This window comes from Pseudoflavonifractor sp. An44 (assembly GCF_002161675.1).
Classification (GTDB): Bacteria; Bacillota; Clostridia; order Oscillospirales; family Oscillospiraceae; genus Enterenecus; species Enterenecus faecium.
In genome coordinates, this window is sequence record NZ_NFIH01000002.1 from 117,283 (window position 1) to 143,020 (window position 25,738).

At 54.3% G+C, this 25,738-nt stretch carries 22 protein-coding genes and 1 pseudogene; 12 read left to right on the forward strand and 11 right to left on the reverse strand.

The genetic code is table 11. From position 1 onward, the window contains the following. The first annotated feature begins 99 nt into the window (after positions 1-99). The 3 genes from B5F98_RS01615 (at position 100) to B5F98_RS01625 (ending at position 2,918) form a co-directional block, all read left to right on the forward strand. Positions 100-897: an HAD family hydrolase gene (locus B5F98_RS01615; RefSeq protein WP_087369333.1), complete on the forward strand. Its 798-nt coding sequence runs from the start codon at positions 100-102 to the stop codon at positions 895-897. A 28-nt stretch (positions 898-925) separates the two neighbouring features. Continuing rightward, positions 926-2,269, forward strand: coding sequence for an RsmF rRNA methyltransferase first C-terminal domain-containing protein (locus B5F98_RS01620; protein WP_087369334.1), 1,344 nt, complete (start codon positions 926-928; stop codon positions 2,267-2,269). Between the two features lie 70 nt (positions 2,270-2,339). Next, a complete protein-coding gene (locus B5F98_RS01625; protein ID WP_087369335.1) occupies positions 2,340-2,918 on the forward strand; it encodes a nucleotidyltransferase family protein in 579 nt (192 codons plus the stop codon). A gap of 52 nt (positions 2,919-2,970) precedes the next feature. Here B5F98_RS01625 and B5F98_RS01630 read toward each other — a convergent pair whose 3' ends face one another. The 6 genes from B5F98_RS01630 to B5F98_RS01655 form a co-directional block, all read right to left on the reverse strand. Then, the gene (locus tag B5F98_RS01630; protein WP_087230146.1) at positions 2,971-3,156 is read right to left on the reverse strand and encodes a cysteine-rich KTR domain-containing protein; all 186 of its coding nucleotides are present in this window, start codon (positions 3,154-3,156) and stop codon (positions 2,971-2,973) included. A 157-nt stretch (positions 3,157-3,313) separates the two neighbouring features. After that, complete coding sequence (locus B5F98_RS01635; RefSeq protein WP_087369336.1) at positions 3,314-5,512, reverse strand: ABC transporter permease; 2,199 nt, start codon at positions 5,510-5,512, stop codon at positions 3,314-3,316. 4 nt (positions 5,513-5,516) lie between these two features. Then, on the reverse strand, positions 5,517-6,197 hold the full coding sequence (locus tag B5F98_RS01640; protein ID WP_087369337.1) for an ABC transporter ATP-binding protein: 681 nt from the start codon (positions 6,195-6,197) through the stop codon (positions 5,517-5,519). 60 nt (positions 6,198-6,257) lie between these two features. After that, positions 6,258-7,445, reverse strand: a complete 1,188-nt coding sequence (locus B5F98_RS01645) for a HAMP domain-containing sensor histidine kinase (RefSeq protein WP_087230155.1) — start codon at positions 7,443-7,445, stop codon at positions 6,258-6,260. Next, positions 7,442-8,113, reverse strand: coding sequence for a response regulator transcription factor (locus tag B5F98_RS01650; protein WP_087230158.1), 672 nt, complete (start codon positions 8,111-8,113; stop codon positions 7,442-7,444). The genes B5F98_RS01645 and B5F98_RS01650 overlap by 4 nt, the downstream gene beginning before the upstream one ends. Positions 8,114-8,246: 133 nt before the next feature. After that, positions 8,247-8,432, reverse strand: coding sequence for a helix-turn-helix domain-containing protein (locus tag B5F98_RS01655; RefSeq protein WP_087230161.1), 186 nt, complete (start codon positions 8,430-8,432; stop codon positions 8,247-8,249). 417 nt (positions 8,433-8,849) lie between these two features. Between B5F98_RS01655 and B5F98_RS01665 the strand changes: the two genes are divergently transcribed. The 5 genes from B5F98_RS01665 to B5F98_RS01685 all read left to right on the forward strand — a co-directional run bounded on the left by B5F98_RS01665 (position 8,850) and on the right by B5F98_RS01685 (position 14,627). Continuing rightward, a complete protein-coding gene (locus tag B5F98_RS01665) occupies positions 8,850-9,641 on the forward strand; it encodes an FAD binding domain-containing protein (RefSeq protein ID WP_087369338.1) in 792 nt (263 codons plus the stop codon). Between the two features lies 1 nt (position 9,642). Then, positions 9,643-10,116, forward strand: coding sequence for a 2Fe-2S iron-sulfur cluster-binding protein (locus B5F98_RS01670; protein ID WP_087369339.1), 474 nt, complete (start codon positions 9,643-9,645; stop codon positions 10,114-10,116). A gap of 3 nt (positions 10,117-10,119) precedes the next feature. Then, positions 10,120-12,417, forward strand: coding sequence for a molybdopterin cofactor-binding domain-containing protein (locus B5F98_RS01675; protein WP_087369340.1), 2,298 nt, complete (start codon positions 10,120-10,122; stop codon positions 12,415-12,417). A 48-nt stretch (positions 12,418-12,465) separates the two neighbouring features. Then, positions 12,466-12,798, forward strand: a complete 333-nt coding sequence (gene trxA / locus B5F98_RS01680; protein ID WP_275532466.1) for a thioredoxin — start codon at positions 12,466-12,468, stop codon at positions 12,796-12,798. A gap of 122 nt (positions 12,799-12,920) precedes the next feature. Then, positions 12,921-14,627, forward strand: a complete 1,707-nt coding sequence (locus tag B5F98_RS01685; RefSeq protein WP_087369341.1) for a hypothetical protein — start codon at positions 12,921-12,923, stop codon at positions 14,625-14,627. Between the two features lie 37 nt (positions 14,628-14,664). On the opposite strand, the gene B5F98_RS01690 is transcribed toward B5F98_RS01685, so the two are convergent. The 5 genes from B5F98_RS01690 to B5F98_RS01710 form a co-directional block, all read right to left on the reverse strand. After that, entirely contained in the window at positions 14,665-15,099 is a 435-nt protein-coding gene (locus B5F98_RS01690; protein ID WP_087230182.1) for a hypothetical protein, read from the reverse strand. Then, positions 15,096-16,598 (reverse strand): Y-family DNA polymerase, encoded by a 1,503-nt coding sequence (locus B5F98_RS01695; protein ID WP_087369342.1) that lies wholly within the window; start codon positions 16,596-16,598, stop codon positions 15,096-15,098. The genes B5F98_RS01690 and B5F98_RS01695 overlap by 4 nt, the downstream gene beginning before the upstream one ends. 74 nt (positions 16,599-16,672) lie before the next feature. Further along, the gene (locus tag B5F98_RS01700; RefSeq protein WP_087369343.1) at positions 16,673-19,885 is read right to left on the reverse strand and encodes an FtsX-like permease family protein; all 3,213 of its coding nucleotides are present in this window, start codon (positions 19,883-19,885) and stop codon (positions 16,673-16,675) included. Between the two features lie 44 nt (positions 19,886-19,929). Beyond that, positions 19,930-23,100: an FtsX-like permease family protein gene (locus B5F98_RS01705; protein WP_087369344.1), complete on the reverse strand. Its 3,171-nt coding sequence runs from the start codon at positions 23,098-23,100 to the stop codon at positions 19,930-19,932. Between the two features lie 13 nt (positions 23,101-23,113). Next, entirely contained in the window at positions 23,114-23,779 is a 666-nt protein-coding gene (locus B5F98_RS01710) for an ABC transporter ATP-binding protein (protein ID WP_087369345.1), read from the reverse strand. A gap of 200 nt (positions 23,780-23,979) precedes the next feature. Between B5F98_RS01710 and B5F98_RS01715 the strand changes: the two genes are divergently transcribed. The 4 genes and pseudogenes from B5F98_RS01715 (at position 23,980) to B5F98_RS13515 (ending at position 25,725) form a co-directional block, all read left to right on the forward strand. Next, the gene (locus B5F98_RS01715; protein ID WP_158099745.1) at positions 23,980-24,267 is read left to right on the forward strand and encodes a metalloregulator ArsR/SmtB family transcription factor; all 288 of its coding nucleotides are present in this window, start codon (positions 23,980-23,982) and stop codon (positions 24,265-24,267) included. Positions 24,268-24,351: 84 nt separating this feature from the next. Beyond that, positions 24,352-25,358 (forward strand): annotated as a pseudogene (locus B5F98_RS01720) (permease). 20 nt (positions 25,359-25,378) lie between these two features. Next, entirely contained in the window at positions 25,379-25,624 is a 246-nt protein-coding gene (locus B5F98_RS01725) for a thioredoxin family protein (protein WP_343219383.1), read from the forward strand. Further along, the gene (locus tag B5F98_RS13515) at positions 25,597-25,725 is read left to right on the forward strand and encodes a thioredoxin family protein (protein WP_343219384.1); all 129 of its coding nucleotides are present in this window, start codon (positions 25,597-25,599) and stop codon (positions 25,723-25,725) included. The genes B5F98_RS01725 and B5F98_RS13515 overlap by 28 nt, the downstream gene beginning before the upstream one ends. Positions 25,726-25,738: the final 13 nt, after the last annotated feature.

The window sequence follows — 25,738 nt, forward strand, 5'->3', positions numbered from 1 at the left end:
ACGGGTTTGCACCGTGGAGGGGTTTCTCTTGTGAAACGAAAAGAGCTATGGTATAATCACCGAGATTTCATAGGTTTTGATATAAAGGAGAGACAAGCAATGATCAAACTGGTTGTCAGCGATATCGACGGCACCCTGCTGCCCTACGGGGAGACCAAGCTGTCCGGAGAAATCTTTTCTCTCATTGAGCAGCTCAAAGAGCGGGGCATTCCCTTCTGCCCTACCTCCGGTCGGCAGTACCACTCCATCCGCTCCCTCTTTCCCCACATTGCCGATGAACTGTCCTATGTGTGCGAAAACGGCGGCGTGATTTACGGGCCAGGCACCGAGGACACCGCCCCCATCTTGGGTTCTACGCCCATGGAGCGCTCCTCCGCTCTGGCTCTGGCACGGGAGATTTTAAACTTGCCTGACAGCCAGCTGCTCATCACCGGCCCCAAATATGCCTACCTGTGCCAGTGCACCCAGGACTACGTGGTACACATGCGGGATTTCAAGGGCTTCCAGCTGAAAATTGTGGAGGACGTGGAAGAGATTCCGGAGGAGATTTTGAAGGTTTCCGCCTACTGTCCTCTGGGCACCAAGCCCGCCGCAGAGGCCCTGGGCCCTGCCTGGTCCACCGTCTTCCACATGGCTGTGGCCGGAGAGGACTGGCTGGACTTCACCCTGGCAGACAAAGGCGTGGGGGTGCTGGGCCTGTGCCGCTCCATGGACATTGACCCAAAGGATGTGCTGGCCTTCGGCGACAACTGGAACGATGCGGCCATGCTCTCTGTGGTGGGCCATCCTTACCTCATGGCTGCCGCAGAGCAGGGGCTTCTGGAGCAGTTCCCCACCACCTGCCACCGAGTAGAGGACGTGCTGCGCTACTTCTTAGATACCAACCAACTGCCCTAATCTCACCATATAAGACGGAGGACAACTCATGTTTCCAGAAGGATTTCTCAAACGGCTGGAGGCCCAGCTGGGCCCGGAAGAGCTGGCGGAGTTTCTGGCGGCGGCCGAACATCCCCGGTGGGTGGCGCTGCGCCTGAACAAACTGAAAACCCACACCCCGCCCCCTCTGCCCCAGTTTGGCCTCTCCCCGGTGCCTTGGGCAGACAGCGGCTATTACTATGACCCCGATACCCGGCCCGGCCTGTCTCCCTACCATGAGGCGGGGCTGTATTATCTCCAGGAGGCCAGTGCCATGGCCCCGGCAGGGCTGCTGGATGTGCAGCCAGGCATGCGGGTGCTGGACCTGTGCGCTGCCCCTGGCGGGAAGTCCTCCCAGCTAGCTGCCCTGTTGGACGGACAGGGGCTGTTGGTGTCCAACGAGATCGAACCCAAGCGGGCGGTGATTCTCAGCCGCAATCTGGAGCGCATGGCAGTGGCCAATGCCCTGGTGCTCAACGAGCATCCCCGCAAGCTGTCGGAGCGGTTTGTGGAATATTTTGACCGTATCCTGGTGGATGCTCCCTGTTCCGGCGAGGGTATGTTCCGCAAGGAAGAGGCGGCTTCCACCGACTGGAGTGTGGAGACGGTGCAGATGTGTGCCCACCGCCAGGGCGAGATTCTCCACTCCGCCGCCCAAATGCTCCGGCCCGGCGGCCGCATGGTGTATTCCACCTGTACCTTTGCCCCTGAAGAGAACGAGGGGGTCATTGCCGCCTTTCTCCAGACCCACCCTGACTTTTCCCTGGTCTCCGTGGACGCCCCTTGGTTTGCACCGGGCCGCGCGGACTGGGTGGACGCCCCGCCCTGCGGCTTAGAGCATACCTTCCGCCTCTGGCCCCATAAGCTCCACGGCGAAGGCCACTTTGCAGCGGTGTTGGAGCGTCAGGGAGATGCAGCGGGTCAGGACCAGCCTTTGGAGCCCGCCATTGCCACACCCAAGGAATTGAGGGAGTTCTGTGACGCCGCTGGGGTCACGCTGCCCCAGGGTAAGCTCATCTCTTTTGGAAAGAATCTGTGGATGGTCCCGGAAGATATGCCCGCCTTGAAGGGGCTCAAGGTGCTGCGGGCTGGCCTGGAGCTGGGCCAACTGCTGAAAAATCGCTTCGAGCCCGCCCACGCCCTGGCCCTGTGGCTGAAAGAATCGGCCTCTCAGGTGGACTATTCGGTAGACGCTCCGGAAATTGCCGCCTACTTATCCGGGAACACCATCCCCGGTACCCAGACGGGATGGACCCTTCTCAAAGTGGACGGGCTGTCTCTGGGTTGGGTCAAGGGCAGCAACGGCGTGCTGAAAAACCACTTTCCCAAGGGCCTGCGGCGTACGCTGCGCTAAGGATGCATCAAGATGGGAAAATCGGGCAAACTGATTTTGCCATGTGAAATGTGTTGAGAGGTGAGGGAAAATGCGCATTGCATGTATCGTCCTGGCCGCTGGGAAGAGCACCCGGTTCGGCGCAAACAAGCTGCTGGCGCCTCTGGTGGACAGACTGCTGCTGGAGCACACCCTGGAGGCCATTCCCCTCCCCTGCTTTTCTCAAGTGGTGGCGGTGGTCAGCGACCCTGAGGTGGAGACTCTGTGCCGTCGTCATGGGGTGAAGACGGTGGCTTACCAGGGTGGCCCCCAGAGCCAGTCCATCCGCCTGGGGTTGGAGGCTATCCAGGACGCAGATGGATGCCTGTTTGTTTTGGGAGATCAGCCCCTATGCAGCTCGGATAGCATCCGCCGCTTGGTATCTGACTTTCAGGCACAGCCCAAGGCGGTGCACCGCTTGGCATATCAGGGCCAGCCCTCCAGTCCCACCCTATTCCCTGCCCGCCTCTTCCCTGCTCTGAAGAAGCTCACGGGAGAACATGGGGGTATGGCTGCCGTGGGAGATGCCCCAGTGTGGTATACCGAGGCGGCGGGGCCCCAGGAGCTATGGGATGCGGACACGCCGGAAAAATTGTCCAGAATTCAGCAATATTTACAGGCACACCCCTAAAGTCAGTCTAAAGAATAAAAAAGAGCCGATGTCTGTGAGATCACTCACAGGTTCATCGGCTCTGCGTCTTTGCGGCTGGCTCTTTGATGACAGTAATGTGTAAATGTTCTGCTTTGATTAAACATTCATGTTTGCATTTCGGGCAGTAGAGAGGATAATTAACCAAAACTGTGTCCTCTCTTATTTTATCACGGGTTTTACCTCCACAAAGAGGACACAATATCCATTTTGCGTCCATATCATCCCCCCTTTATCTTTACCCTTTGTTCTTAGCGCAGAAAATGTTAATTGCGTTACTGAAGTGTGATGCTTAATTTCCGCGCTAGGGGCGTGTTAAAGGGCTGCTGGACGATGGATTTTTTGGGCGTCGTCCAGCAGATTGAAATTCATACTGGCTATACCATATAATCACTTCGTAGTGCTTCCACCAGGTTGCATTTCAGGATTTGTTTGCCGCCCAGGTAATATGCCAGTGCGACAAAGCCAAAAAGTGCCACGATAAAAAGTAGGATGGGAACGATTGGAGCCACCGCCAAAAATTCCATTGGGTTCAGGTAGCTTGCCGTTATCATAAACCACACGAATAAGGAGGTAACGGGCAACGTGATCAAAACGGGACGGCCAGCGATGACAAGGGCCTCGATCCAGAACATTTTTCGCATACTCTCAGGAGTCATTCCGATGGACATATATCTTGCAAATTCTCTTTTTCTTTGACGGATAAATCCCAATGTATTAGAAAATACGTTGGCAATCCCGATGATGGCCAACAACACACACAACGCCCCGACTACCAGTTTGTACCCGTTCAGCATAGCATCGTTGTCTATCTTTTCCTGAACCCGGTTTTCTACCTCAAAAGATAAGTCATGTCCCAGCACATTCGTTAGTTCGGTTTCAATCGCATTCAGTTTTGTTAGAGTTCTCTCATTTTCTGAAAGAATGCGAATATAGGTGTCTGGTCCCGCATTTCCAATCGTTTCCTGAATCTGTTTCCAGGTGGAAAGGGAAACAAATTGAACTAAAGCATAATTATCATATTCTTCTCTTAAAATCGGAGGTTCTTGTGTAAGGCCCAAAACCGGGATCGACACAGTTGTAGCCATGTCTTCCTTGTTTTGCAAAGTCATCGTGTCTTGGTTCTCTGATAAAAATGGAACGTATTCCTTGTATCTGAAATTGCTGTTTATGTTGTCCCAAATACGATTCAGAACAACGCTTCCGTTCTCCGCTGAAGAAACACCAATCTGTTCACAATACTTGACAAAACTGCTGTCATCCATAATTACAATGGGAGCCTGAATGGTATAAATTCCATCCGCCGCACCGACATCGCTTCCTGCGATTGCTTCAAGGCCTCCCAGACTTTTTACTTCTTCGCTAATAGCGTCCGCCGGAACAAAGCAAGTGGCATCTGCCTTTTGATAGATTACACTGTCTGTATCAGCCAAAGCATGGATTTCATTCGTATAAGCAAAGTCCTCGATCTTTGTGTCCTCAAGCGTTCCCATAACATCCCAGGCATCCTGGTAGCGTTCAAAATAGGTATGGTTTGTACTGATTCCAGATAGAGTAAAAAAGCTCAGCATTAGAGCGAAGCCCAAAAAAGAAAGAGTCAATGACAGCGTAGCGGTTCGCAGAGATTTCTTCTGTGCTTTCAGCGCATTCCCGGCAAGCTCTCCTTCGGTTCCAAACAAAAGCGCAAGAATACGGGATTTTTTTCTCCGTTTTAGCTGCAATTCCTCCGTATTTTTTGTGGCTTCCAGTGGGGTCATCTTGCTCAATTTCCTGGCTGGCAGCCAGGTGGAAATCAGCACTGTCAAAAACGAGGTTAGAATCGTGACTGCAAATACCAGCGGATGATAAGTAAAGACAGCTTCATGCCTGCCGACAATACCCTCTGCGAGGACATTGACTGCCTGGATAGTTCCAAACGTCAAAGTGATTCCGAAAAAACTTCCAAGCAAAATAGGAATGACGCAAAGCATCACCGCTTCCTGTAAAAGACAGATCCGAATTTGCCCAGGTGTCGCCCCAATGCTGGAAAAGATGCCAAATTGATGTACACGGGTATTCATAGATACAGCAAACGAGTTATGAATGATTAAAATCAAAGACACCGATACAAGTAGGAGTACAAAGAGATAAAAAGCCATCAATAAGGGCGGATTGCTGTCCTGCGGATCGTTGATGAAATAATTTGACAACAGTGATTCGTGATACGATACGGAAGTTTCAGGAACACCCAACTGCCGGGCGATAAGAGGCATATCCTGATACACAGCCCTCATGTTATCAAAGCAAATATCAACTACAAGAGTTTGATCGTCTGATAACTCCTCATTGAGCACAGCCGTTTTTACAGTGGCGAAATTTTCAATTTCCGACACTGTATCTTCTTCAAACGACCCGCTGATGCGTCCCTGCCAGTTTCCTTCTTCTAAAACAACAGATTCTATTTCATAATTCCAGAAGTTATAAAACAAACCGCACAATAAAGAAAGAAATAGAGCAGAAATAAACGCCGCAACCAAAACGGAGACACTGGAAGCTCGATTCTTTTTGATGAATCCTATCGAATAGTCTTTCCACATATCCTTACCTCCGTTTCTGATCGCCAACGATTTTCCCATCTTCTATAGTAATAATGCGATCTGCCTCCAATGCGATCTTTTCATCATGGGTAATCAGAAGAATCGTCTGTTCCAGGTTACGGTTAGATAGTTTTAGCAAGTCAATAATTTCCTCTCCGCTTTTCCGATCCAGATTGCCGGTTGGTTCATCAGCAAGCAGGAGCGCCGGACGGTAGATCAAAGAACGGGCGATAGCAACACGTTGTTGCTGTCCGCCAGATAGTTGGCTGGGCAGTGCTTCCAGCTTATCTTCAATCCCCAACGAATGTACGATCTTCTCAAAGTATTCCTTATTGGGGTTGCGCTTATCTAGCAGAAGCGGCATGAGAATATTTTTTCGGACAGTAAGGGTGGGGATGAGATTATAAAACTGATAGACCAGCCCGACCTTCCTGCGCCGAAAGATAGCTGCCTGTGTTCGGTTCATGGTGGAAATATCCGTTCCCTCTATCAGGACTTTCCCATCTGTCGGCTTATCCACACTTCCCAAAATATGCAATAGGGTAGATTTCCCGGAACCGGATGCTCCTACGATTGCTACAAATTCTCCTTTTTGTACGGACAGGTTAATGTGATCCAGCGCCACGACCTGATTGTTTCTATCGCCATATACTTTTCGGACGTTTTCACATCTTAGTATTTCCATGCCACTTTCTCCTCTCTACCAAATGGTCTTACGTAAAGTATAACAAAGTAAAGTGACATCTCAGTGACTGTATATCCTTATTTCAAAACAAGCACCACCATTTTGTAAGTTACTGGCAGTTATGGTTCCGTTCTGCAATTCAAAGATGGAACGGGCAAGAGCCAGGCCAATTCCGATTCCATCTCCAACCGCACGTTGTCCCCGATAAAAACGATCGAAAAGATGTGGTAAGTCCTCTGTGTCAAAGCCAGCCCCGTCATCCCATACCCGAATTTCTACATAAAGAGGATTACCTGAGTAGTCACAATGAACTACGCCACCCGGTTTGGAATGTTCCATACAATTCTTTATGAGATTGATGAGGGCTTCCATTGTCCACTCCAAATCCCCAGAAAATTCGATACAGCCATTTTCTGGAATGTCAACGGAAATATGATTTTCCCGCAATAGATCATTTAGATTATCTGCCGCCAGATTTAACGCGGTATAAAGATCAACCTTTTCCCGCTTGAGCGGGAGTGTTCCAGCGTCGATTTTTGAAAGCATGAGCAAAGATTCTTCCAGACGATTTAATCGCTTCAACTGCCATTTGACTTGTTCTGTGTAAGCCACCGGAATCTCTTTTTCCATAAGCTGCAACGATAAAAAGGCTGCTGTGATCGGTGTTTTCAGTTGGTGCGCTATATTAGCAAGGTTCTCTGCAAAATTGTTCTTTGCAGCAACTGCTGTTTCCCTTGTTTGATAAAGCGTTGTGACAGTTTTGTATATTTCGTCCTGCAAATGAGAATATTCATCTTCCTGTGTTTGTACCAATGTCCCGTGTGAACCGATATTGACTTGCTCCAAATACGCAGTCAAATCAGCAATTCTCTTGTGAATTTTTATGCGGGAGAGTAAGATTTCGGCTGCAAAGGCACAGGCGGTCGCAAGGAAAAATAGAATAGGAAAAAACACTGTATCCGGCGGAAAACCATTGCAAAAATCATCGGCCCGGTATCCGTACTTTTCCAGATAATCGTTCCCTCTGAGCTCTTGTTCGGTCAAGGAATGATAATCTTTCAGGGCCTCTAATAACTGCGGTTCGGCTTCAGGAGAGCTTTTTAATATAATTTCACATAGCGCCGAGGTGTGTTCAAACGCTATCTGCCGATAGGTGTACAAGAAAAAAGTCGAGATAAGTATCATGCCCGCCGCAAGAATAGCAAACGGAAAAAACAAAAGTATTCTTTGCTTCCATTTTTCGCTCATTTTGTGTCCTCCATACGGTAACCAAAACTTCGGATCGTTTTCAGACAGGATGGGTTATTTAGCTTTTCCCGCAGTCTTTTCATTGTGACCGTTAGCGTATTGTCGTTTACATAGTTCCCGCTGCAATCCCAGACTTGCTCTAACAGCTGGTTTCTGGTAATTGTTTTCCCCTTGTTTTCCATCAGAATCAGGAGAATGCGATACTCCGGCTGGCTTACGAAGATTTCTTCCTGCCCATCATAGACAGCCGTTCTTTCTTTATCCAACATCAAGTCATCGCAGGACAGCTTTGTATTGTCTATGCCTTCGATTCTTCGTAACAGAGCTAAAATGCGGGAATACAAAACAGCAAGATCAAAGGGCTTCACCACATAATCATCTGCCCCATTTTGGAATCCGGTAACAATGTCGTGGGAATCGCCACGAACCGTCAAATATATAATAGGGATATATTTCCATCTCTCCCGAATCCAAAGACACAATTCATTTCCTTGTCCGTCCGGCATATTCCAATCCAGCAAAACGACAGTAGGCAGGTGACCAATTAATGCTTTCCTGACATCGGAAATTCTATCAAAAACAGTCACTTTGCAATTCTGCTGTTCCAGATATTCTTTTACAGATTTTCCAATTGTTTCATCATCTTCCGCATAATAAACTTCAATCATATTGTTCTCCTCCCAGTTGCTTCGCACTCTTGTAAATAAGCAGAACACTAGCTGTTTTCACGGCTCTGAATATGCGCCCATCGGTGCAGAAATAATTTACCTACAAAGTTTCTTGTCGTCTATAATCAAAACACTATTCATGCTTTAACCTTCCTTGTTTGGTTCTACCGTCTATCGGCTTTTCCGCGTCTTTCGGAATCAGCCAGATTGTAGCCATCTTGATAGCGCCGGGAATACGGCCATCGGCGCAGTAGTAGTTTACCCTGCGAGGGGTCACGCCCCATTTTTTACTCGCTTCTTTCAAGGTCATATAGTCCATAGCGCACCTCCACAAAGTGCATTATAGTTCTGCTGCTCGAATAAAGCAAGGAACAGAAAATATACAAAGATGTATATCGAATTGAAAATGAAGGGGAAAAGCCCAGTTAATAAACTAATCTGTGAATTAACGATTGTCCCACATCAGATTTTCTTCCTTGAAAAACAGGTTGAGGATTCTGAAGTGGAAACGATTGTTCGTATGCTACATAACTGTGATGAGCGGTCTATGCAAATCATCAAAGTCACAATAAGAGCCGCAATGGAAAGCTAGCCGAAAGAATAGTATGTACCCAGCCGATTGGCACGGGGTGTGCTTTTTGTCGCTTTACATCCTCATGAAAGTACGGTACAATATATTGTGTATCGTTGTGCATTGGCCATATGATTTGAAAATACAAGGTTTGGAGGAAGTGTCTTGTTGACCATCAGACAATATGTCCGGGCGGAGAGCCTGGAACAGGCCTACGAATTGAACCAAAAGAAAGCCAATCTCATCCTGGGCGGTATGCACTGGATGAAAATGACCACCCGCAGTGTGGGCACTGCCATTGACCTGTCCGGCCTGGGGCTGGACACCATTGTGGAGACAGACCATACGTTTGAGATCGGCTGTATGGTCACCCTGCGCCAACTGGAGCAGCACCCTGCCCTCAATGCCTGGACGAACCATGCTGTGGCCGATGCCGTCAAGGACATTGTGGGCGTGCAGTTCCGCAACACCGCCACGGTGGGCGGCTCCATCTTTGGCCGCTACGGCTTCTCCGACGTGCTCACCGTGTTCCTGGCCCTGAACGCCAAGGTGGTGTGCCACCACGCCGGAGAGATTCCCCTGGAGCAGTATGCCCAGATGCCCGCGGACCGGGACATCCTGGTGAAGCTGGTGGTGGACAAGCAGCCCATGCGGGTGTCCTACCAGGCTATGCGCCATGCCCGCACCGACTTCCCCATCCTCACCTGTGCGGTCTCCTGCGTGGATGGGGTGTGGCAGGCATCCGTGGGTGCCCGTCCCCACAAGGCGGCTCTGGTGCGAGATCAGGAGGGGCTGCTCTGTGGCGGTGTGGATGAGACCAGCGCCGCCCGATTTGGAGACTATGTGGCCGGACAACTGAATTTTGGGTCCAACATGCGGGGCAGCGCTGCCTACCGCCGTCAAATCTGCGGCGTGCTGGTGCAGCGGGCCGTGCTGGCAGCCTGTGAGGTGAAGTGACATGGAATTGAAATTTGAACTCAACGGCAAGAACATTGCCACTGTGGTGGAGGCGGACAGCCTGCTGCTGGATGTGCTGCGCTCCCTGGGCTGCGCCAGCGTCAAGCGGGGCTGTGAGAGCTCCAACTGTGGTCTGTGCACCGTCTTTGTAGACGACAAGCCGGTGCTGTCCTGCTCGGTGCTGGCTGCCCGGGTGTCGGGTCGCAAAGTCACCACTCTGGAGGGACTTCAGGAGGAGGCCGCTGACTTCGGGGCCTTCATCGCCGACCAGGGCGCGGAGCAGTGCGGATTCTGCAACCCCGGCCTGATGATGAATGCCATTGCCATGTTCCGGGAGAACCCCCACCCCACCGAGGAGGAGATTCTCTCCTACCTCAGCGGCAACTTGTGCCGCTGCTCCGGCTATGAGGGACAGCTGCGGGGCATTCAGTCCTATCTGGCCTTCAAGGATGCCCAGAAGAAAGGAGGGGTGTGAGGAATGCGCCATGTGAATCAACCCGTTCGTAAAAAGGACGCCATGGCCCTGGTTACCGGCAAACCGGTGTACACCGGGGACCTGCGGGACCCCAACGCCCTGGTGGTGAAGGTGCTTCACAGCCCCCATGCCAATGCCATGATCGAGAATATCGACACCTCCATCGCCATGAAGGTGCCCGGTATTGAGGCCATTTTCACCTATAAAGATGTGCCTCAGAAGCGGTTTACCATGGCTGGACAGACCTATCCTGAGCCCAGCCCCTATGATCGCCTGCTGCTGGACCGCCATGTGCGATTCCACGGGGACGCCGTGGCCGTGGTGGCCGGTGAGAATGAAAAGGCTGTGGACAAGGCCTTGAAGCTCATCAAGGTCACCTATCAGGTGCTCCCTGCGGTGCTGGATTTCCGCACTGCCAAGGATAACCCGGTTCTGGTGCACCCGGAGGACAACTGGGTGGCCCACTGCCCTGTGGGGGCGGACAACCACCGAAACCTGTGTGCCCACGATGAGATGGGGCACGGGGACATCGAGGCGGTGCTGGCCGACTGTGATGTGGTGCTGGAGCGCACCTACCACACCAAGGCCAACAGCCAGGCCATGATGGAGACCTTCCGCACCTACACCTATATGGACACCTATGGGCGGCTGAATGTGCTCAGCTCCACCCAGATCGTCTTCCACGCCCGGCGCATCATCGCTCACGCCCTGGACATTCCCAAGTCCAAGGTTCGGGTGACCAAGCCCCGCATCGGCGGCGGCTTTGGTGCCAAGCAGAGCTGTGTCACCGAGGTGTTCCCTGCTCTGGTTACCTGGAAGACCGGAAAGCCCGCCTACCTGGTGTATAGCCGCCAGGAGAGCCAGACTTCCGGAAGCCCCCGCCACGAGATGGAGATTACAGTGCGCATCGGAGCCATGAAGGATGGTCGCATCCGTGGGTTTGACATGTATACCCTGTCCAACACCGGCGCCTATGGCGAGCACGGCCCCACCACCGTGGGCCTGTCCGGCCACAAGTCCATCCCGCTTTATAACCGCAACCAGGAGGCCTACCACTTCACCTATGACGTGGTGTACACCAACGTGCAGGCCGCCGGAGCCTACCGTGGCTACGGCGCCACCCAGGGCCTGTTTGCCGTGGAGTCCATTGTCAATGAGTTGGCCGCTGAGTTGAAGATGGACCCGGTACAGCTGCGGCTGATGAACCTCATTGCAGAGGGACAGGTGCCCCCTGCCTACTACTATGAGCCCTGTAACGCCTGTGCCCTGGACCGCTGCCTGAAGGAAACTGCCCAGCGCATGGGTTGGGACGAGAAATATCCCTGCCGGGATATGGGCAACGGCAAGGTGCGCAGCGTGGGCGTGGCTCTGGCCATGCAGGGGTCCAGCATTTCCAATGTGGACATTGGCGGCGCTACCATCAAGCTCAACGACGACGGCTTCTATGCCCTGACCATTGGTGCCGCTGACATGGGCACCGGATGTGACACCATTCTGGCTCAGATGGCCGCTGAGGTCATGGAGTGTGACGTGGACAACGTGGTGGTCTACGGTGCCGACACCGATGCCTCCCCCTATGACTCCGGCTCCTATGCCTCCTCCACCACCTACCTCACCGGGCGCGCTGTGGAAGAAGCTTGTGAGAAGCTGCGGGAGAGCATCCAGAAGATCGGTGCTGCTCTGATGAAGTGTGACGTGGAGGACACGGAGTTTGACGGCAAGACGGTCCGCTGTGTCAGCGACCCGCAGCGCAGTGTCTCCCTGGTGGATGTGGCCACCGCTTCCATGGTCAACAATCAGTTTGAGACCCAGTTCACTGCCACCACCTCCTCCCCGGTCTCCCCGCCCCCCTATATGGCTGGCATGGTGGAGGTGGAGATCGACAAGGCCACCGGAGCCATTCAGGTGCTCAACTATGAGGCCACCGTGGACTGCGGCACGGTCATCAACCCCAATCTGGCCCGGGTTCAGACTGAGGGCGGCATCGCCCAGGGCATTGGCATGGCCCTGTATGAGGACATCACCTACACCGATAAGGGCGCCATCCGGGAGGACTCCTTCATGCAGTACAAGATTCCCACCCGCCAGGATGTAGGACGCATCCATGTGGAGTTTGAGTCCAGCTATGAGCCCACTGGCCCCTTCGGTGCCAAGTCCATCGGCGAGATCGTCATCAATACCCCCTCCCCTGCCATCGCCCACGCTGTTTATAATGCCACTGGTGTGTGGCACCGGGAGTTGCCCATCACCCCGGAGAAGATTCTGCTGGGTGAGAAGTACTACGAAACATCTTCTGTGTGAGTTTGTCACAGAAGGGAATCATAAAAGGGTGTATGCTCAGAGTACAAAATTCAACAAGAAAAGGAGACGTTCCTCATGAATACCATTACCATCACCAAGGACAATTTTGACGCGGAGGTTCTCCAGGCCTCCCAGCCTGTGCTGCTGGACTTCTGGGCTGAGTGGTGCGGCCCCTGCCGCATGCTGGCCCCTGTGCTGGACCAGATCGCCGCTGAGCGCACTGACATCAAGGTGGGCAAGGTCAACGTGGACAACGAGCCTGAGCTGGCCCGTCAGTTCGGCGTGATGAGCATCCCTACCCTGGTGGTGATGAAGAACGGCGAGGCTGTGGCCCAGTCCGTGGGTGTGCAGCCCAAGGAAGCCATTCTCCGCATGATCTAAGACCATTTAGAAACCCGTAGCTGTGTTTGTCCAGCTGCGGGTTTCTCTTTTGATTGCTTTTTCTGAGAAAAGCAGGTATACTTTACATCAACTCTCTATGGATTCGAAAGGAGTTCCATGTTATGAAAGAGCGACGAAAAAAGGGCTTTCCCTGGCCCAAAGGCAAACTGGGAAAAATCCTTCTGAACCTCCTGGTTACAGCGGTGGTGGGTTTCCTCTACTTCTATATCACCCTTCCTGCCCTCAATCTACAGGCCACGGAGTTTTACGGATTCCTCTTCCTGCTGTGCCTGGTCTATATGGTCTGCGCCTTGATTACCTCAGGGTTTCAGGACACCACGGTGGTGACCACCGGGAAAGATAAGGTGCGCCATTATCTTAGCTTCATCAAACAACAGTGTCTGCCCATCGGGATTTTCATGCTCTTGCTGGTGGTAGTGGGTGTGGTGGGACAGTTGGTCTCCCTCCCCATTTTCCGGGCCCAGGCTTACCGGGAGCTACTGACGGTCAACAGCGGTGAATTTTCCCAGGATATCAGCCAGATTTCCTTTGATGAGATTCCCACCCTGGACCGCACCTCTGCCGAGTACCTGGGGGACCGCCAGATGGGTACCCTCAGCGACATGGTCAGCCAGTTTGAGTACGGCGGAGATTCCACCCAGATCAACTACCAGGGCCGCCCCGTCCGCGTGGCCCCTGTGGCCTATGCCGATCTGTTCAAGTGGCTGACCAACCGGGGCGAAGGTCTGCCCGCCTATGTGCTGGTGGACATGGTCACCCAGGAGGCTCAGGTGGTGCGGCTGGAGGAGGGAATGAAATACTCCTTCTCCGAGCCTCTAAACCGGAACATCATGCGTCACCTCCGATTCCAGTACCCCACCTTCATGTTCTCCACTCCCCGCTTTGAAATCGATGAGGACGGACAGCCCTGGTGGATTGCCCCCCGAGTGGTAAAGACCATCGGCCTGTTTGGCGGCACTGACATTCAGGGTGCTGTCCTCTGTAACGCCATCACCGGAGAAAGCCAGTATTATGATGAGGTGCCCTCTTGGGTGGATAACCTGTATACCCCTGCCCTCATCATGCAGCAATATGACTACTATGGCACCCTGGTCAACGGATTTATCAACTCCATCTTTGGCCAGAAGGATGTGACCGTGACCACAGAGGGGTATAATTATATCGCCATCAACGATGACGTGTATGTGTACACCGGTGTCACCTCCGCCAACTCCGACCAGTCCAATCTGGGCTTCCTCCTCTCCAACCAGCGCACCAAGGAGACCATTTTCTACGATGCTCCCGGTGCCACAGAGGCGGCAGCTCAGGCATCTGCCGAGGGTGTGGTGCAGGACCTGGGCTACACCGCCACCTTCCCCCTGCTGATCAATGTGGCAGGACAACCCACCTACTTCATTCCCCTCCAGGATAACACCCTGCTGGTGAAGAGCTATGCCATGGTCAACGTGGCCCAGTATCAGCTGGTGGCCACGGGAAGCACAGTAGCCCAGTGTGAACAGCAGTATATCCGCATGCTCACAGACAAGGGCCTGACGGAGGAGGAGGAAGTGCCTCAGACCACGGCCCAGGGTGTCGTGGCGGAGATTCGCAGCGCTGTACTAAACGGCAACACCTACTATTATGTGCGTCTGGAGGAAGAGAACGTGTTCTACTCCCTCTCCGCCGTAGAGAATCCCACTGCCGTCATCCTCAATGTGGGCGATCAAGTGACCATCGAGCACGAAATGGCGGAGGATACCACTGCCATTCTCCAGGGATATTCCCTGAGCATTGACGCAGCTGCGCCGGCATCAAACCCAGAATCTTAATAAAAAGCGCCACCGACGAAATCGTCGGTGGTGCTTTTTACAGTTTCAATTGAGAAAACAGGGGGCTTTCCAGATCCACGATGTCGTCCACAGGAATGTCTCTGCCCTCCATGGTGCGGAACAGCCGTCGGAAAGTGTCCAGGGCCCGCACATGTCCGGTAAACACTTGGTACGCTCCCCCGGCTTTGCGGGTGTCCGGCTGAAAATAGGTGACTGTGACCTGTGGGTGTCGGTGCACCTGTTCCAGCAGGAACTGCTGCTTTCGGTCCAATATGAGTTTTTCGTCCTCACTGAGCTGGCGTCTGGCCTGGGTAGTACGGGCCGTCTCTCGAATGGCGGCATCGTGGCCGGTGAGCGCAGCAAAGGGGGCAAATTGTGCCGCCCGGTCCTGCCGGGACATGGGTGGACGCACATGAGTGGTGGGCCGAGGCACAGAAAGGATGTCCTCGTAGGGGTGTCGCTTCTCCCTCATGCCTTGTGACCCCCAATCTGTCCATTGCGCTCCCGGGTGGTGGCTCCGTCCCGGAAATTCATCCCTTTGAGAAGGGCGTTTTTTCCGTACTTCTTTTTGATGCTGAGAATGGCCTGCTGCTTCTGGCGCTCTCGCTTTCGCTGGGCTTGCCGCTGTTGGCTGTCGTCAGAGAATAGACTCATCTGTTGGAACCCTTGCGTAGGCAGGCAGTCTTCCCGCAGCACCCGGTTGGCAGTGACGTTGAGCCGCCGAATGAGCAACTGGGGATTGACAATTCGGTCAAATAATCTGGTTATTGCCTCCACAATCTCTGTGGTGGAGGAGGTGTATTCCGGCAAATGAGTGGTGCCGTGGGCGTGCTTGGGGATGGCTCGTCCATAGGCATCGGTGGAGACAGCACCCCGGTAGGCCAGCCTCCGCTGGGGATCGGTGAGATTCTCCCGGTCGTAGCCCACCGTCAAAGTGAGCTGATCGGTCATCAGTCGATGGTCCACCAAATCCAGCACCAGGAGATCTGCCATCTCCTGCACCACCAGCCGTGCCTTTTCTGCCGGGTATGGAGTTTTCAGCACCTGGCCCGACCCCACACTGTTGGTGGTTGGGCGATAGGATTTGATATCAGCGATGGTGCACGGCTCCCACCCCCAGGCGTGATCAATGAGCAGCTCCGCATTCACCCCAAACAGTTTGTAGAGCAGTTCCTCGTTGTAGTAGTCCTCTCGCCTGCCCAGAGAACACCGGGCAATGTCGCCCATGGTGTACAGCCCCTGCTGTTCCAGCTTTTTGGCGTACCCCCGGCCAACCCGCCAGAAATCGGTGAGAGGACGATGGGCCCAGAGGTTGCGGCGGTAGCTCATCTCGTCCAGACGGGCAATGCGAACCCCATTTTCGTCCGGTGGGATGTGCTTGGCCTCAATATCCATGGCCACCTTGGCCAGATATAGGTTGCTGCCAATGCCTGCCGTGGCGGTGATTCCGGTGGTGTGGAGCACATCCAGAAGAATGGTACGGGCCAACTCCTCCGCCGTCATGCCATAGGTGTCCAGATAGGGGGTCACATCCAGAAACACCTCGTCAATGGAGTAGACATGCATGTCCTCCGGCGCGATATACTTCAGGTACACGTTATAGATGCGGGTGCTGAACGAAATATAGTGGGCCATCTGTGGCGGGGCCACCAAGTAGTCCAGAGCCAGGTCCGGCCGGGCCAGCAGCTGGGGTGCCTGGTGGGAGGTTCCCGTGAAGACTCCGCCTGGGGCCTTGCGCCGCCGCTGGGCGTTGACCTCCTTCACCTTCTGCACCACTTCAAAGAGCCGGGCCCGCCCGGAGATGCCGTAGGCTTTCAGGGCAGGAGACACCGCCAGACAGATGGTCTTCTCGGTACGGCTCTGGTCGGCCACCACCAGATGGGTGGTCATGGGGTCCAGTCCCCGCTCCATGCACTCCACGGAGGCATAAAAGGATTTCAAATCAATGGATAGATAGGTCTTCTCCTGCATGCCCCTGCGCTCCTCTCCTGGTTATGGAACCATTCTACCACAGAGGATGTCCCATAACCAGGACTTTCATCCTCTCAGTCGGCGTGGGTGAGCAAGGCGAAAATTTTAGTTTTCCCAACTGTGCGCACCGCTAGAGCACATCCCGCCAAATAAAAGAGAGCAAAGCCAATGGAAGCCAGCCAGACCAGGGGCTGTCCGCTCCAAAGGGTCAGGACCACTCCGCTGAGAATACAACCCATCAGGCACAGCCCCATCTGTTCCAGGAAGAAGGAGCCGAACACCCGCGTTTGGGAGGCACCCAGCCCTCGCATAATGGCAAACTCCATGCGCCGACCATTGACCATCAGCCAGGACACCACAAAGCCCATGACTCCCATGAGGAGGAAGAGCACGGGGAAGAGAATTTGACTCAGGGTGATGTAGCGCCCCAGAGCCTCCACGGTCTGGGTGAAGGCATAGTCATTGAGCACCACCACAATGCGGCTGCCATTCAAATCACCCGGAACCGAGTACCCCTCCTGGGCCAGGTACTCTCGGAAATCCTCCAGATTATAGGAGGACTGGAGGGTAAATCGACAGCCGGGGAAATAGTCCCATGGCGCTGCACTTTGCTGTGGGCTCTCCGCCTGCCAAGGGGGCAGGCAGAGACGGCTGAGCGGCACATAGATGGTCTTGTCCGTGCCCTCCGAGGCACAGGAACCTACAGGGAACACCGTAATGGTGCCGCCCTTTTGGGAATTGATTTTAATGTCATCCCCTAAGCTGATTCCCTGCTCCTCCATCCAAGTTTGGCTGGCAATACAGGGCAGCGGGGTGCTCTGGGGGGTGTTGTAGTAGCTGGGGGCTTCCAAGAAGCTCTCGTCCCAGCCCTCCAGCCAGGTGATGGTGGGTACTTGACGATAGATGAATCTGGGAGATACCTCCAAACCGTTGAGAAAGACCAGCTCCGGCTGCTTGGAAACCCACTCGCCCCGGAGCTTATTGCCGAATGCGGTGTTTGGAAAGTCTGGCATCTCATCCGGCATCCAGTAGTGGGTGGAGTCATAGACCAGCATGGACGAGAGCAGACCCGAGTCCCAGAGTTGCCAAGGGTCTTCCAGCATGAGTCCGGTATACTGCCTGCCATTGACCGAGGTAAACTGTCCTGTAATGGTGGTGTTCTCGTACAGAGTAGCCCGCTGCTGATCCCAGCCCTGTGCCGTTGCCATGAGAAACCCTAAGAAAGCAGATAGGACCAGGGCCACGCCAGGTACTGCCATGGAGCGCCAACCGCCCCGACGGGCGGAGAGCCAGGCAAAGCGCACGGCACCCTTCCCCGTGATACTGGTTCCGCTGCGGGGAACGCGCACTTGACTCTTGCCTCGGCGGAGGGTATTTTTCCTCTGGGCCAGCTGTGTAAACAGGGCACACAGCACCAGAGCGAGTAGAAATACGATAACAGCGGACACCCACGCAGGCCACAGCGGCACCTGTTGAGGCAGCTCTGCCTCTTTGGTGGTACCCAGAGCTCCGTTGCTGTACCGCTGATCGGCAGCATACAGAGCCCGGGCCCCTTGCAGGGCCAGCCCAATGAGCAACTGCATAGACACGGCAGACACTACCATGCCCGCAAGCACAGCCACACCAGCCACCACTGTGACCCCGGAGAGGAGCCACAGCCAGATTTTCCTCTTGGGGGTACCCAGGGACACCATCACATCCACGGCCTGCTGCTGTCGTCCCACGAAGAGGAAGGCGAACAGGCACAGTACCGCCAGTGCCCCTACCAGGGCGGCAAAGGTGACTCCTTGGGCAGTGGCCTCCATGGCCTGTAGAGGCTGGGCTGCGGTGGCGTAGCCCTGATCGTACAGGGTGATCTCCACCCCGTCAGGGGCCATGGCCGTCATCTGCTCCACGGCCTCCACAGCTCCAGCGTTGTCCAAAACAGCACGGCCAAACAGATATCCAAACAGCGGGGCTTCCGGCAGGGCGTCTTGCCGAGATACCCAGAGGTGCCCTTCGTAGCCCTTGCCCTGATTGACAATCCCCACCACGGTCCAGGTGCGGCTGTCCCCTGTCTCCTCCAGAGCGAAGGGGTCTGTCTGGGTGGACTGCATCACCGACACAGAAAGCTCATCCCCCAGGTTTAACTCCAGCTGCTGGGCGATGTCCTGGGTGACAGCGCATACCCCCTTCTCCCCTTCCTGGGGGTATCGTCCCTCTTTGAGGTAGAGCGTTCCCTGTTGGAAAGGCTCCAAGGCGGGGATGTTGTCGCTGGCCTCCACTTGGATATAGTTGTTGCCCCGCTCATACTGTTTGGCGTACGTTGAAAAAAGGCTGTCGGTGAATATGGGGTCGTCATAGCTGTCAAAGGAAACCCATGGGGATTGATCACAGCCCTCATAGAACGCTCTCACAACAATGCCTTGATTGGATGCGCCGCTGTCCATCCGCTCTCCATGGATAAGATACCGCTTTCCCGGCTCTGCCATAAAGCCGCTGTCTCCAGGATAGACCTCTACGAGCACGCCGCTTTTTCCGTCATAGGAATACAGGTTTTCCCCAATGATTCCGCTGTAGTGATCCAGAGCCAAGCGGAAGTTTACCAGTGTGTCGATGGAGGTCAACTTTCCGGTCTGTGGGTCGGTTTCAATATAACTGTCCCGGCGAAAGAAGCCACCCTGATTTTTTAGCCAGTTCAGCTCCATGGAGAGACCCCGGTCTTTGTCTATCAGGGTAACGGTTCCGTTCATCTGTTCGGTAACATATGCCGCTGACGTCTCCAATGGCGCACTGGAGTAATATGGAACATCCTCCCACACCCCCTCCCGGATGTGGACGGTGCACCGGTCGTCGGAATAGATCAGGTATTCCTCGGGAAGATCCTCTAACTGTGCGGGACACTCCTGAAAAGCGAATACCTCACTGAGTTGAAAAACCGACACCACCATTTTATCCTCATAGGGAATGGTGCCATCCGGGCGCTGATAGCCGTCTGTCAGAACCATTCCCCGTTGTGTGGACTCCCACAGCTCCACGCCCTGCACTTGGCTGTAGTCTCCCAGCTGGAAAAACGCCACCCGGGCCGATTCATCGGCGGCATATTGGTCGGGGTAATTCTCTCCCTTGTACTCCACCAAGGCGATGGAGGTGTAGGTAGCGTCCATGGCTGCCAGCGTCTGAGTGCAATAGCTCCATAGCCCCAGTCCCAGGGACAGGGAGAGGGTGAGAAGGAAAATCAAAAGGGTGAAGAGAACGGTGCGACCACGAGAGCGCACAGTGCTGAGAATTCCATTGCGAAGAATCATAAACACACACCCTTTCCCTCAAGTGTGGGGGGAATTCGATTCCATCAATCTGCATGGGTAAGGAGGGTAAAGATTTTGGTCCGTCCCACGGTACGTACGGCCAGAGCACATCCCGCCAAATAAAAGAGAGCAAAGCCAGCGGAAGCCAGCCAGACCAGGGGCTGCCCGCTCCAAAGGGTCAGGACCACTCCGCTGAGGATGCATCCCATCAGGCACAGTCCCATCTGTTCCAGGAAGAAGGAGCCAAACACCCGCTTTTTGGAGGCACCCAGCCCTCGCATGATGGCAAACTCCATGCGCCGACCATTGACCATGAGCCAGGACACCACAAAGCCCATAACTCCCATGAGGAGGAAGAGCACAGGGAAGAGAATTTGACTCAGGGTGATGTAGCGTCCCAGAGCCTCCACGGTCTGGGTAAAGGTGGAGTCGTTGAGCATGACTACGATGCGATTGCCGTTTAAATCCCCTGGGACAGAATATTCTTCCTGGGCCAGATACTCCCGGAAATCATCCAAATCATAGGCGGATTTCAGGGTGAAACGGCAACCCAGATAATCGGCGATGTCAGTTTGCAAGCAACTCAGTGGCGCGTAGAGGTTGTCAGCAGCTCCCCACGGAGTAAAAGAACCCACGATGCACACGGGAATATCGCCTGCCAGTTCCGTATAGACGGAAATTTGGTCGCCCAACTCCACCCCCTTCTCTTTCATCCAGCGTGTGCTGGAAACACAGGGGGTGATGCCCTCCATGCCACTGGTGTAGTTGTTGGGCTCTGTCAGGAATCCCTCGTCCCAGCCCTCTAGCCATGTGATTTCCGGGCTTTTCTCGCTGTAAATAAAGTCTGGCGCAACTGCGAAGCCGTTGAGGAATACCATGTCTTCCTGCTTTTCAATCCACCCGGCCCTGCGGTCCTGGCCATGTACATTGTCTGCGAATTGTGGCATGTCCTTGCTCAGCCAGTAGTGGTAGCTGCGATAGACCTGAATGTCAGACACCATACCGGATTCGCTGATCTGGAACGGATCGGATAGATGCAAATCTGTATACTGCCTTCCATTGGCAGAGGTAAATTGACCTGTGATGGTGGTGTTATCATAGAGACTCCGGCGCTGGCTCTCCCAGCCCTGAGCAGTCACCATCAAAAATCCCAAAAATCCAGACAAGACCAGCGCCACCACGGGAACGACCACAGAGCGCCAACCGCCTCGGCGGGCAGAGAGCCAGGCAAAGCGCACAGCACCCTTCCCTGCGACACTGGTGCCGCTGCGGGGAACACGTACCCGGGTTTTACCCTGGCGAAGTGTGTTTTTCCGCTGCGCCTGGCCCACAAAGGCCACGCACAGGATCAGAGCGGCCACAAACACCACCACGCCTGCCACCAAGGCAGGCCAAAGAGGCACTTGTTGGGGCAGCTCTACCTCTTTCGTGGCGCCCAGAGCCCCGTTGCTATACCGCCGATCGGCGGCATACAGGGCACGAGCCCCTTGCAAGGCCAGAGCAATGAGCAGCTGCATGGAGGCGGCGGATACCGCCATCCCTACCAGTACAGCTACCCCTGCCACCAGGGTCACGCCGGAGAGGAGCCACAGCCGAATCTTACCCCTGGGCGTGCCCAGGGAGACCATCACGTCCACCGCCTGCTGCTGTCGCCCCACAAAGAGGAATGCAAACAGGCACAAGACAGCCAACACACCCACCAGGGAGGCAAACGTGACGCCCTGAGCCGTGGACTCCATGGCCTGTAGGGGCTGGGCAGCGGCTGCATAGCCCTGGTCATACAGGGTAATGCGCACCCCATCCGGAGCCATGGCTTCCATCTGGTCCACCGCCTCAACCGCACGGTTGTTGTCTAAAACGGCCCGGCCCAACAGATAGCCAAACAGGGGTGCTTGAGGTAGATCCTCTCCCCTGGAAACCCAGATGCGCCCCTCGTAGCCGCTGGCCTGGTTCACAATCCCAACCACGGTCCAGCTTCGAGTGTCGTCCGTTTCTCCCAAGGCAAAGGGGTCGTATTCGGTAGACTGCATCATGGACAGAGAGATGGTGTCCCCCACCTTCAAATTCAGCTGTTTGGCAATGTCCTGGGTTATGGCGCATACGCCGCTCTCCCCCGCTTTGGGATATCGCCCATCGGTGAGATACAAGGTTCCTTGTTGGAAGGGCTCCAGAGCGGCGATGTAATCGCTGGATTCCACTTGCATGTAGTTGTTGCCCAACTCATATTTTTGGGCGTACTCTGTAAAGATGCTGTCAGTGAATACTGGGTCATCATAGTTGTCAAAGGCCACCCAGGGAGACTGGTCACAGCCCTCGTAGAACTCCGTCACCCGAATGGCACGGCTGGAACTGCCGCTGTCGTACAGTTCTCCGTGGAGGAGGTAACGCTTTCCGGGCTCGGGTACAAAGCCACTGTCCCCGGGGTCAATTTCCACCAGAACACCACTCTTCCCCTCATAGGAGTAGAGATTTTTCCCGATGATGCCTGTATACCCTGCCGGAGCCTGTCGATATCCCAAGAAATATTCTTCCCAATAGCTCTCACCTGTGGCAGGGTCTGTCTCATAGGACTCTCCACGATCGAAGACGTTCCCTGCCTCCTCCATCCAGCTCAAATCCAATGTGATGTCGCGGGTCTCGTCTATTAGAGTGAGTCTAGGGCTGGCAACCACTCGGACATCCTCTTTTCTGCTGGAGAGCAGGGAATAATACTGAATATCTTCCCACATGCCCTCCTTGGTTTTTACAGTGCAGGTGGGGCCTTCCCGAATCATATACTCCTCCGGGAGGTCTTCCAGCTCAATGGTGAAGGACTCTTGAACGTACTTCTGGGTGATCTGGAACACAGCCAAAACCACCTGGTTCTCATAGGGAATGGTGCCGTCCGGACGCTGATATCCCTCGGACAGGGCGACGCCCCAATCGGTGGTCTCCCACAGCGTTACCCCGGGCACCTGGCTATAGTCCCCCAACTGCGCCAGGGACTGGCGGGCGGTATCGTCCGCTGCATAGGGGTCGGGATAGTTCTCTCCCATGTGTTCCACCAGAGCAATGGAGGTGTAAGCCTGGTCCATGGCCTCCAGCGTCTGGGCGCAGTAGCTCCACAGGGCCATTCCCAGGGACAGGGAGAGGGTCAAAAGCAGGATGAGCAGGCTGAATAGGACGGTACGCCCTCGGGCCCGAACTGTACTGAGAATACCGTTTCGTATCACCATGGGATTCGCCTCCTCACTTTACCACCTGACCGTCTTTCAGTTCCAGAATGTCATCTGCTTTCTGGGCCAGGGTGCGGTCGTGGGTGACAATGATGACACAGTACCCGTCGTCATGGGCCAAACTCTGGAGGATGGAATAGATGTTCTCACTGTTGGCCGTATCCAGGTTTCCGGTGGGTTCGTCCGCCAAGAGAATTTTGGTGTCCATGCCCAGGGCGCGGGCGATGGCCACCCGCTGCTGCTCACCGCCGGAGAGCATGGTGGGATAACGGCCCAGCACGGTCTCGGGCAGTCCTACTTTTTCTACCAAAATCTTAGCCTTTTCCCTTGCCTCCTTGGGGCTTGTCCCCCGCAGCTCCATGGGGTACATCACATTTTCCGCCACCGTGAGCAAGGGGAACAGCCGGAAATTTTGATAAATCACCGCCACCTGCTCCCGACGGTACTGCTCCAACTTCATTTGGCTGGTGGCCACATCGTGGCACAGCACCTCTCCTTCTGTGGGCAGATCCAGCCCCGCCAACAGGGAGAGCAACGTGGTTTTTCCGCTGCCCGATTTGCCAACCACGGCGTACACCTTTCCACCATCGAAGGATGCGGTGATGTTCCGCAGGGCCTCTACCTTTTGATACTGCGTCTGATACGTATAGCTGACGTCTCTAAGTTCCAATACTCCCATGATTCACCGCTCCTTTTTTTGTATTTTGTGGTTTGTTTAAGTATACAACATGCCACAGAATGATGCAACGGCTCTATGGTCAAAACAACCATATTGTTGAATGACATATTGACATTTCTCGATGTATTGAATATACTGCTGTTAGATTGAAATTCTTCGATGCGATGGGAGGGATTGCTGTGCGAGATCACGCCTCAGATATGAGAGTATTTAAGGCCTTTTGCGATGTGAATCGGCTGCAAATTTTGGAGCTATTGCGCAGCGGCGAGAAGTGTGCCTGTGCGCTGTTGGAGCATTTACACATCAGCCAGTCCACCCTCTCCTATCACATGAAGATTCTCTGTGACTCCGGTGTGGTCGTGGGACGTACGGAGGGAAAGTGGACCCACTATTCCCTGGGGGAGGAGGGCTGTGCCTATGCCCGGCAGCTGTTGGAGGAATTGACGGATACCTCGGCTGCTGGCACCGCAGACAACTGCTGTGGATGAGAAAACCATCTGTTTCTTGAGATGGTTTTTTCTCAACTTGTTCAAATCGAAATTTTTAGAACTATGATTGGAGGTATGGATTAGATGGAATGGATCAGATCAGGTTGGCTCTTCTTCCAAGATCAAGTCTTGGGAATGAGATGGCTCAACGAACTCATTGGAAATGGTCTGGCTGCGGTGGGCCTGGATGGAACCCTGGGCGGGATTGTCCAATTTTTCCTCTATGACACCATTAAAATCTTTGTCTTACTCTCGGTGCCGATTTTCGGCATCTCGTATTTGCAGAGTTACTTTCCCCCCAGCGTACCAAGAAGATTCTGGGTCGATTCCAGGGCCTGTGGGCCAATGTGGTTGCGGCTCTACTGGGAACGGTGACGCCCTTCTGTTCCTGTTCGTCTATCCCCATTTTCATGGGCTTTACCAGTGCTGGGCTTCCGGTGGGCGTGACCTTCTCCTTTCTCATCTCCTCCCCCATGGTGGACTTGGGCTCCCTGGTGCTGCTGATGAGCGTGTTCGGCACCCGTGTGGCGGTGTTGTATGTGCTGCTGGGGCTGGTCATTGCCGTAATCGGCGGCACGCTTCTGCAAAAGCTGGGGATGGAACGGTATGTGGAGGATTTCATCCGCCATGCGCCCCACATCGAAAGCCAGAGCGGCACCCTGACCCGACGAGACCGGGTGGACTATGCCAAGGGACAGCTGGTAAACACGGTGAAAAAGGTGGCCCCATATGTTTTCCTGGGCGTGGGTATCGGTGCACTGATTCACAACGTAGTGCCCCAGACCTGGGTGGAGATGGTGCTGGGCAGCCAAAATCCCCTGGCGGTAATTCTGGCCACTCTGGTGGGAGTGCCCATGTACGCCGATATTTTCGGCACCATCCCCGTGGCGGAAAGTTTGCTGTTTAAGGGGGCTGGACTGGGTACCGTACTATCCTTTATGATGGCGGTGACGACTTTGAGCCTTCCCTCCCTCATCATGCTGAAACAGTCGGTGAAGCCCCGGCTGCTGGCGGCCTTTATTGGTATCTGTACCCTGGGCATCATCCTGGTTGGATATTTTTTCAATGCCATTCAAGTTTTGTTAGTGTAATCATATAGGAGGAATGTAACATGGCACTGTTTGGATTTGGTAAGAAGAAAAAAGAGGAGCAGACGGCCTCCTGTTCCTGTCAATGCGGTTGTTCTGCACCTGGAGTGGCCCCCAAGTCCGGGGCAGCCATTCAGGTGATGGGCACCGGCTGTGCCTCCTGCCACACCCTGCTGGAGAACACCCAGGAGGCGGTGCGTAGTCTGGGTCTGAATGTAGAGATGTGGAATATGTTCAGGACATGGCCACCATTGCCGGTTACGGGGTGATGAGCCTCCCTGCTCTGGTGGTGCATGGCAAGGTAGTGTCCACTGGAAAGGTGCTTAAGCCCGCCCAGATCGAAGCGCTGCTGAAGGATGGTAAGGAATAAAGGAGATGAATGA

Bases quoted from the DNA above. Each gene is read 5' to 3' on its own strand.
- B5F98_RS01655 (WP_087230161.1), bottom strand. From the start codon at position 8,432: ATGGACTATATGACCTTGAAAGAAGCGAGTAAAAAATGGGGCGTGACC.
- B5F98_RS01630 (WP_087230146.1), bottom strand. From the start codon at position 3,156: ATGGACGCAAAATGGATATTGTGTCCTCTTTGTGGAGGTAAAACCCGT.
- B5F98_RS01635 (WP_087369336.1), bottom strand. From the start codon at position 5,512: ATGTGGAAAGACTATTCGATAGGATTCATCAAAAAGAATCGAGCTTCC.
- B5F98_RS01685 (WP_087369341.1), top strand. From the start codon at position 12,921: ATGAAAGAGCGACGAAAAAAGGGCTTTCCCTGGCCCAAAGGCAAACTG.
- B5F98_RS01710 (WP_087369345.1), bottom strand. From the start codon at position 23,779: ATGGGAGTATTGGAACTTAGAGACGTCAGCTATACGTATCAGACGCAG.
- B5F98_RS01625 (WP_087369335.1), top strand. From the start codon at position 2,340: ATGCGCATTGCATGTATCGTCCTGGCCGCTGGGAAGAGCACCCGGTTC.
- B5F98_RS01620 (WP_087369334.1), top strand. From the start codon at position 926: ATGTTTCCAGAAGGATTTCTCAAACGGCTGGAGGCCCAGCTGGGCCCG.
- B5F98_RS01640 (WP_087369337.1), bottom strand. From the start codon at position 6,197: ATGGAAATACTAAGATGTGAAAACGTCCGAAAAGTATATGGCGATAGA.
- B5F98_RS01695 (WP_087369342.1), bottom strand. From the start codon at position 16,598: ATGCAGGAGAAGACCTATCTATCCATTGATTTGAAATCCTTTTATGCC.
- B5F98_RS01725 (WP_343219383.1), top strand. From the start codon at position 25,379: ATGGCACTGTTTGGATTTGGTAAGAAGAAAAAAGAGGAGCAGACGGCC.
- B5F98_RS01715 (WP_158099745.1), top strand. From the start codon at position 23,980: ATGAGAGTATTTAAGGCCTTTTGCGATGTGAATCGGCTGCAAATTTTG.
- B5F98_RS01650 (WP_087230158.1), bottom strand. From the start codon at position 8,113: ATGATTGAAGTTTATTATGCGGAAGATGATGAAACAATTGGAAAATCT.
- B5F98_RS01690 (WP_087230182.1), bottom strand. From the start codon at position 15,099: ATGAGGGAGAAGCGACACCCCTACGAGGACATCCTTTCTGTGCCTCGG.
- B5F98_RS01700 (WP_087369343.1), bottom strand. From the start codon at position 19,885: ATGATTCTTCGCAATGGAATTCTCAGCACTGTGCGCTCTCGTGGTCGC.
- B5F98_RS01670 (WP_087369339.1), top strand. From the start codon at position 9,643: ATGGAATTGAAATTTGAACTCAACGGCAAGAACATTGCCACTGTGGTG.
- B5F98_RS01615 (WP_087369333.1), top strand. From the start codon at position 100: ATGATCAAACTGGTTGTCAGCGATATCGACGGCACCCTGCTGCCCTAC.
- B5F98_RS01645 (WP_087230155.1), bottom strand. From the start codon at position 7,445: ATGAGCGAAAAATGGAAGCAAAGAATACTTTTGTTTTTTCCGTTTGCT.
- B5F98_RS01705 (WP_087369344.1), bottom strand. From the start codon at position 23,100: ATGGTGATACGAAACGGTATTCTCAGTACAGTTCGGGCCCGAGGGCGT.
- B5F98_RS13515 (WP_343219384.1), top strand. From the start codon at position 25,597: ATGGCCACCATTGCCGGTTACGGGGTGATGAGCCTCCCTGCTCTGGTG.
- B5F98_RS01675 (WP_087369340.1), top strand. From the start codon at position 10,120: ATGCGCCATGTGAATCAACCCGTTCGTAAAAAGGACGCCATGGCCCTG.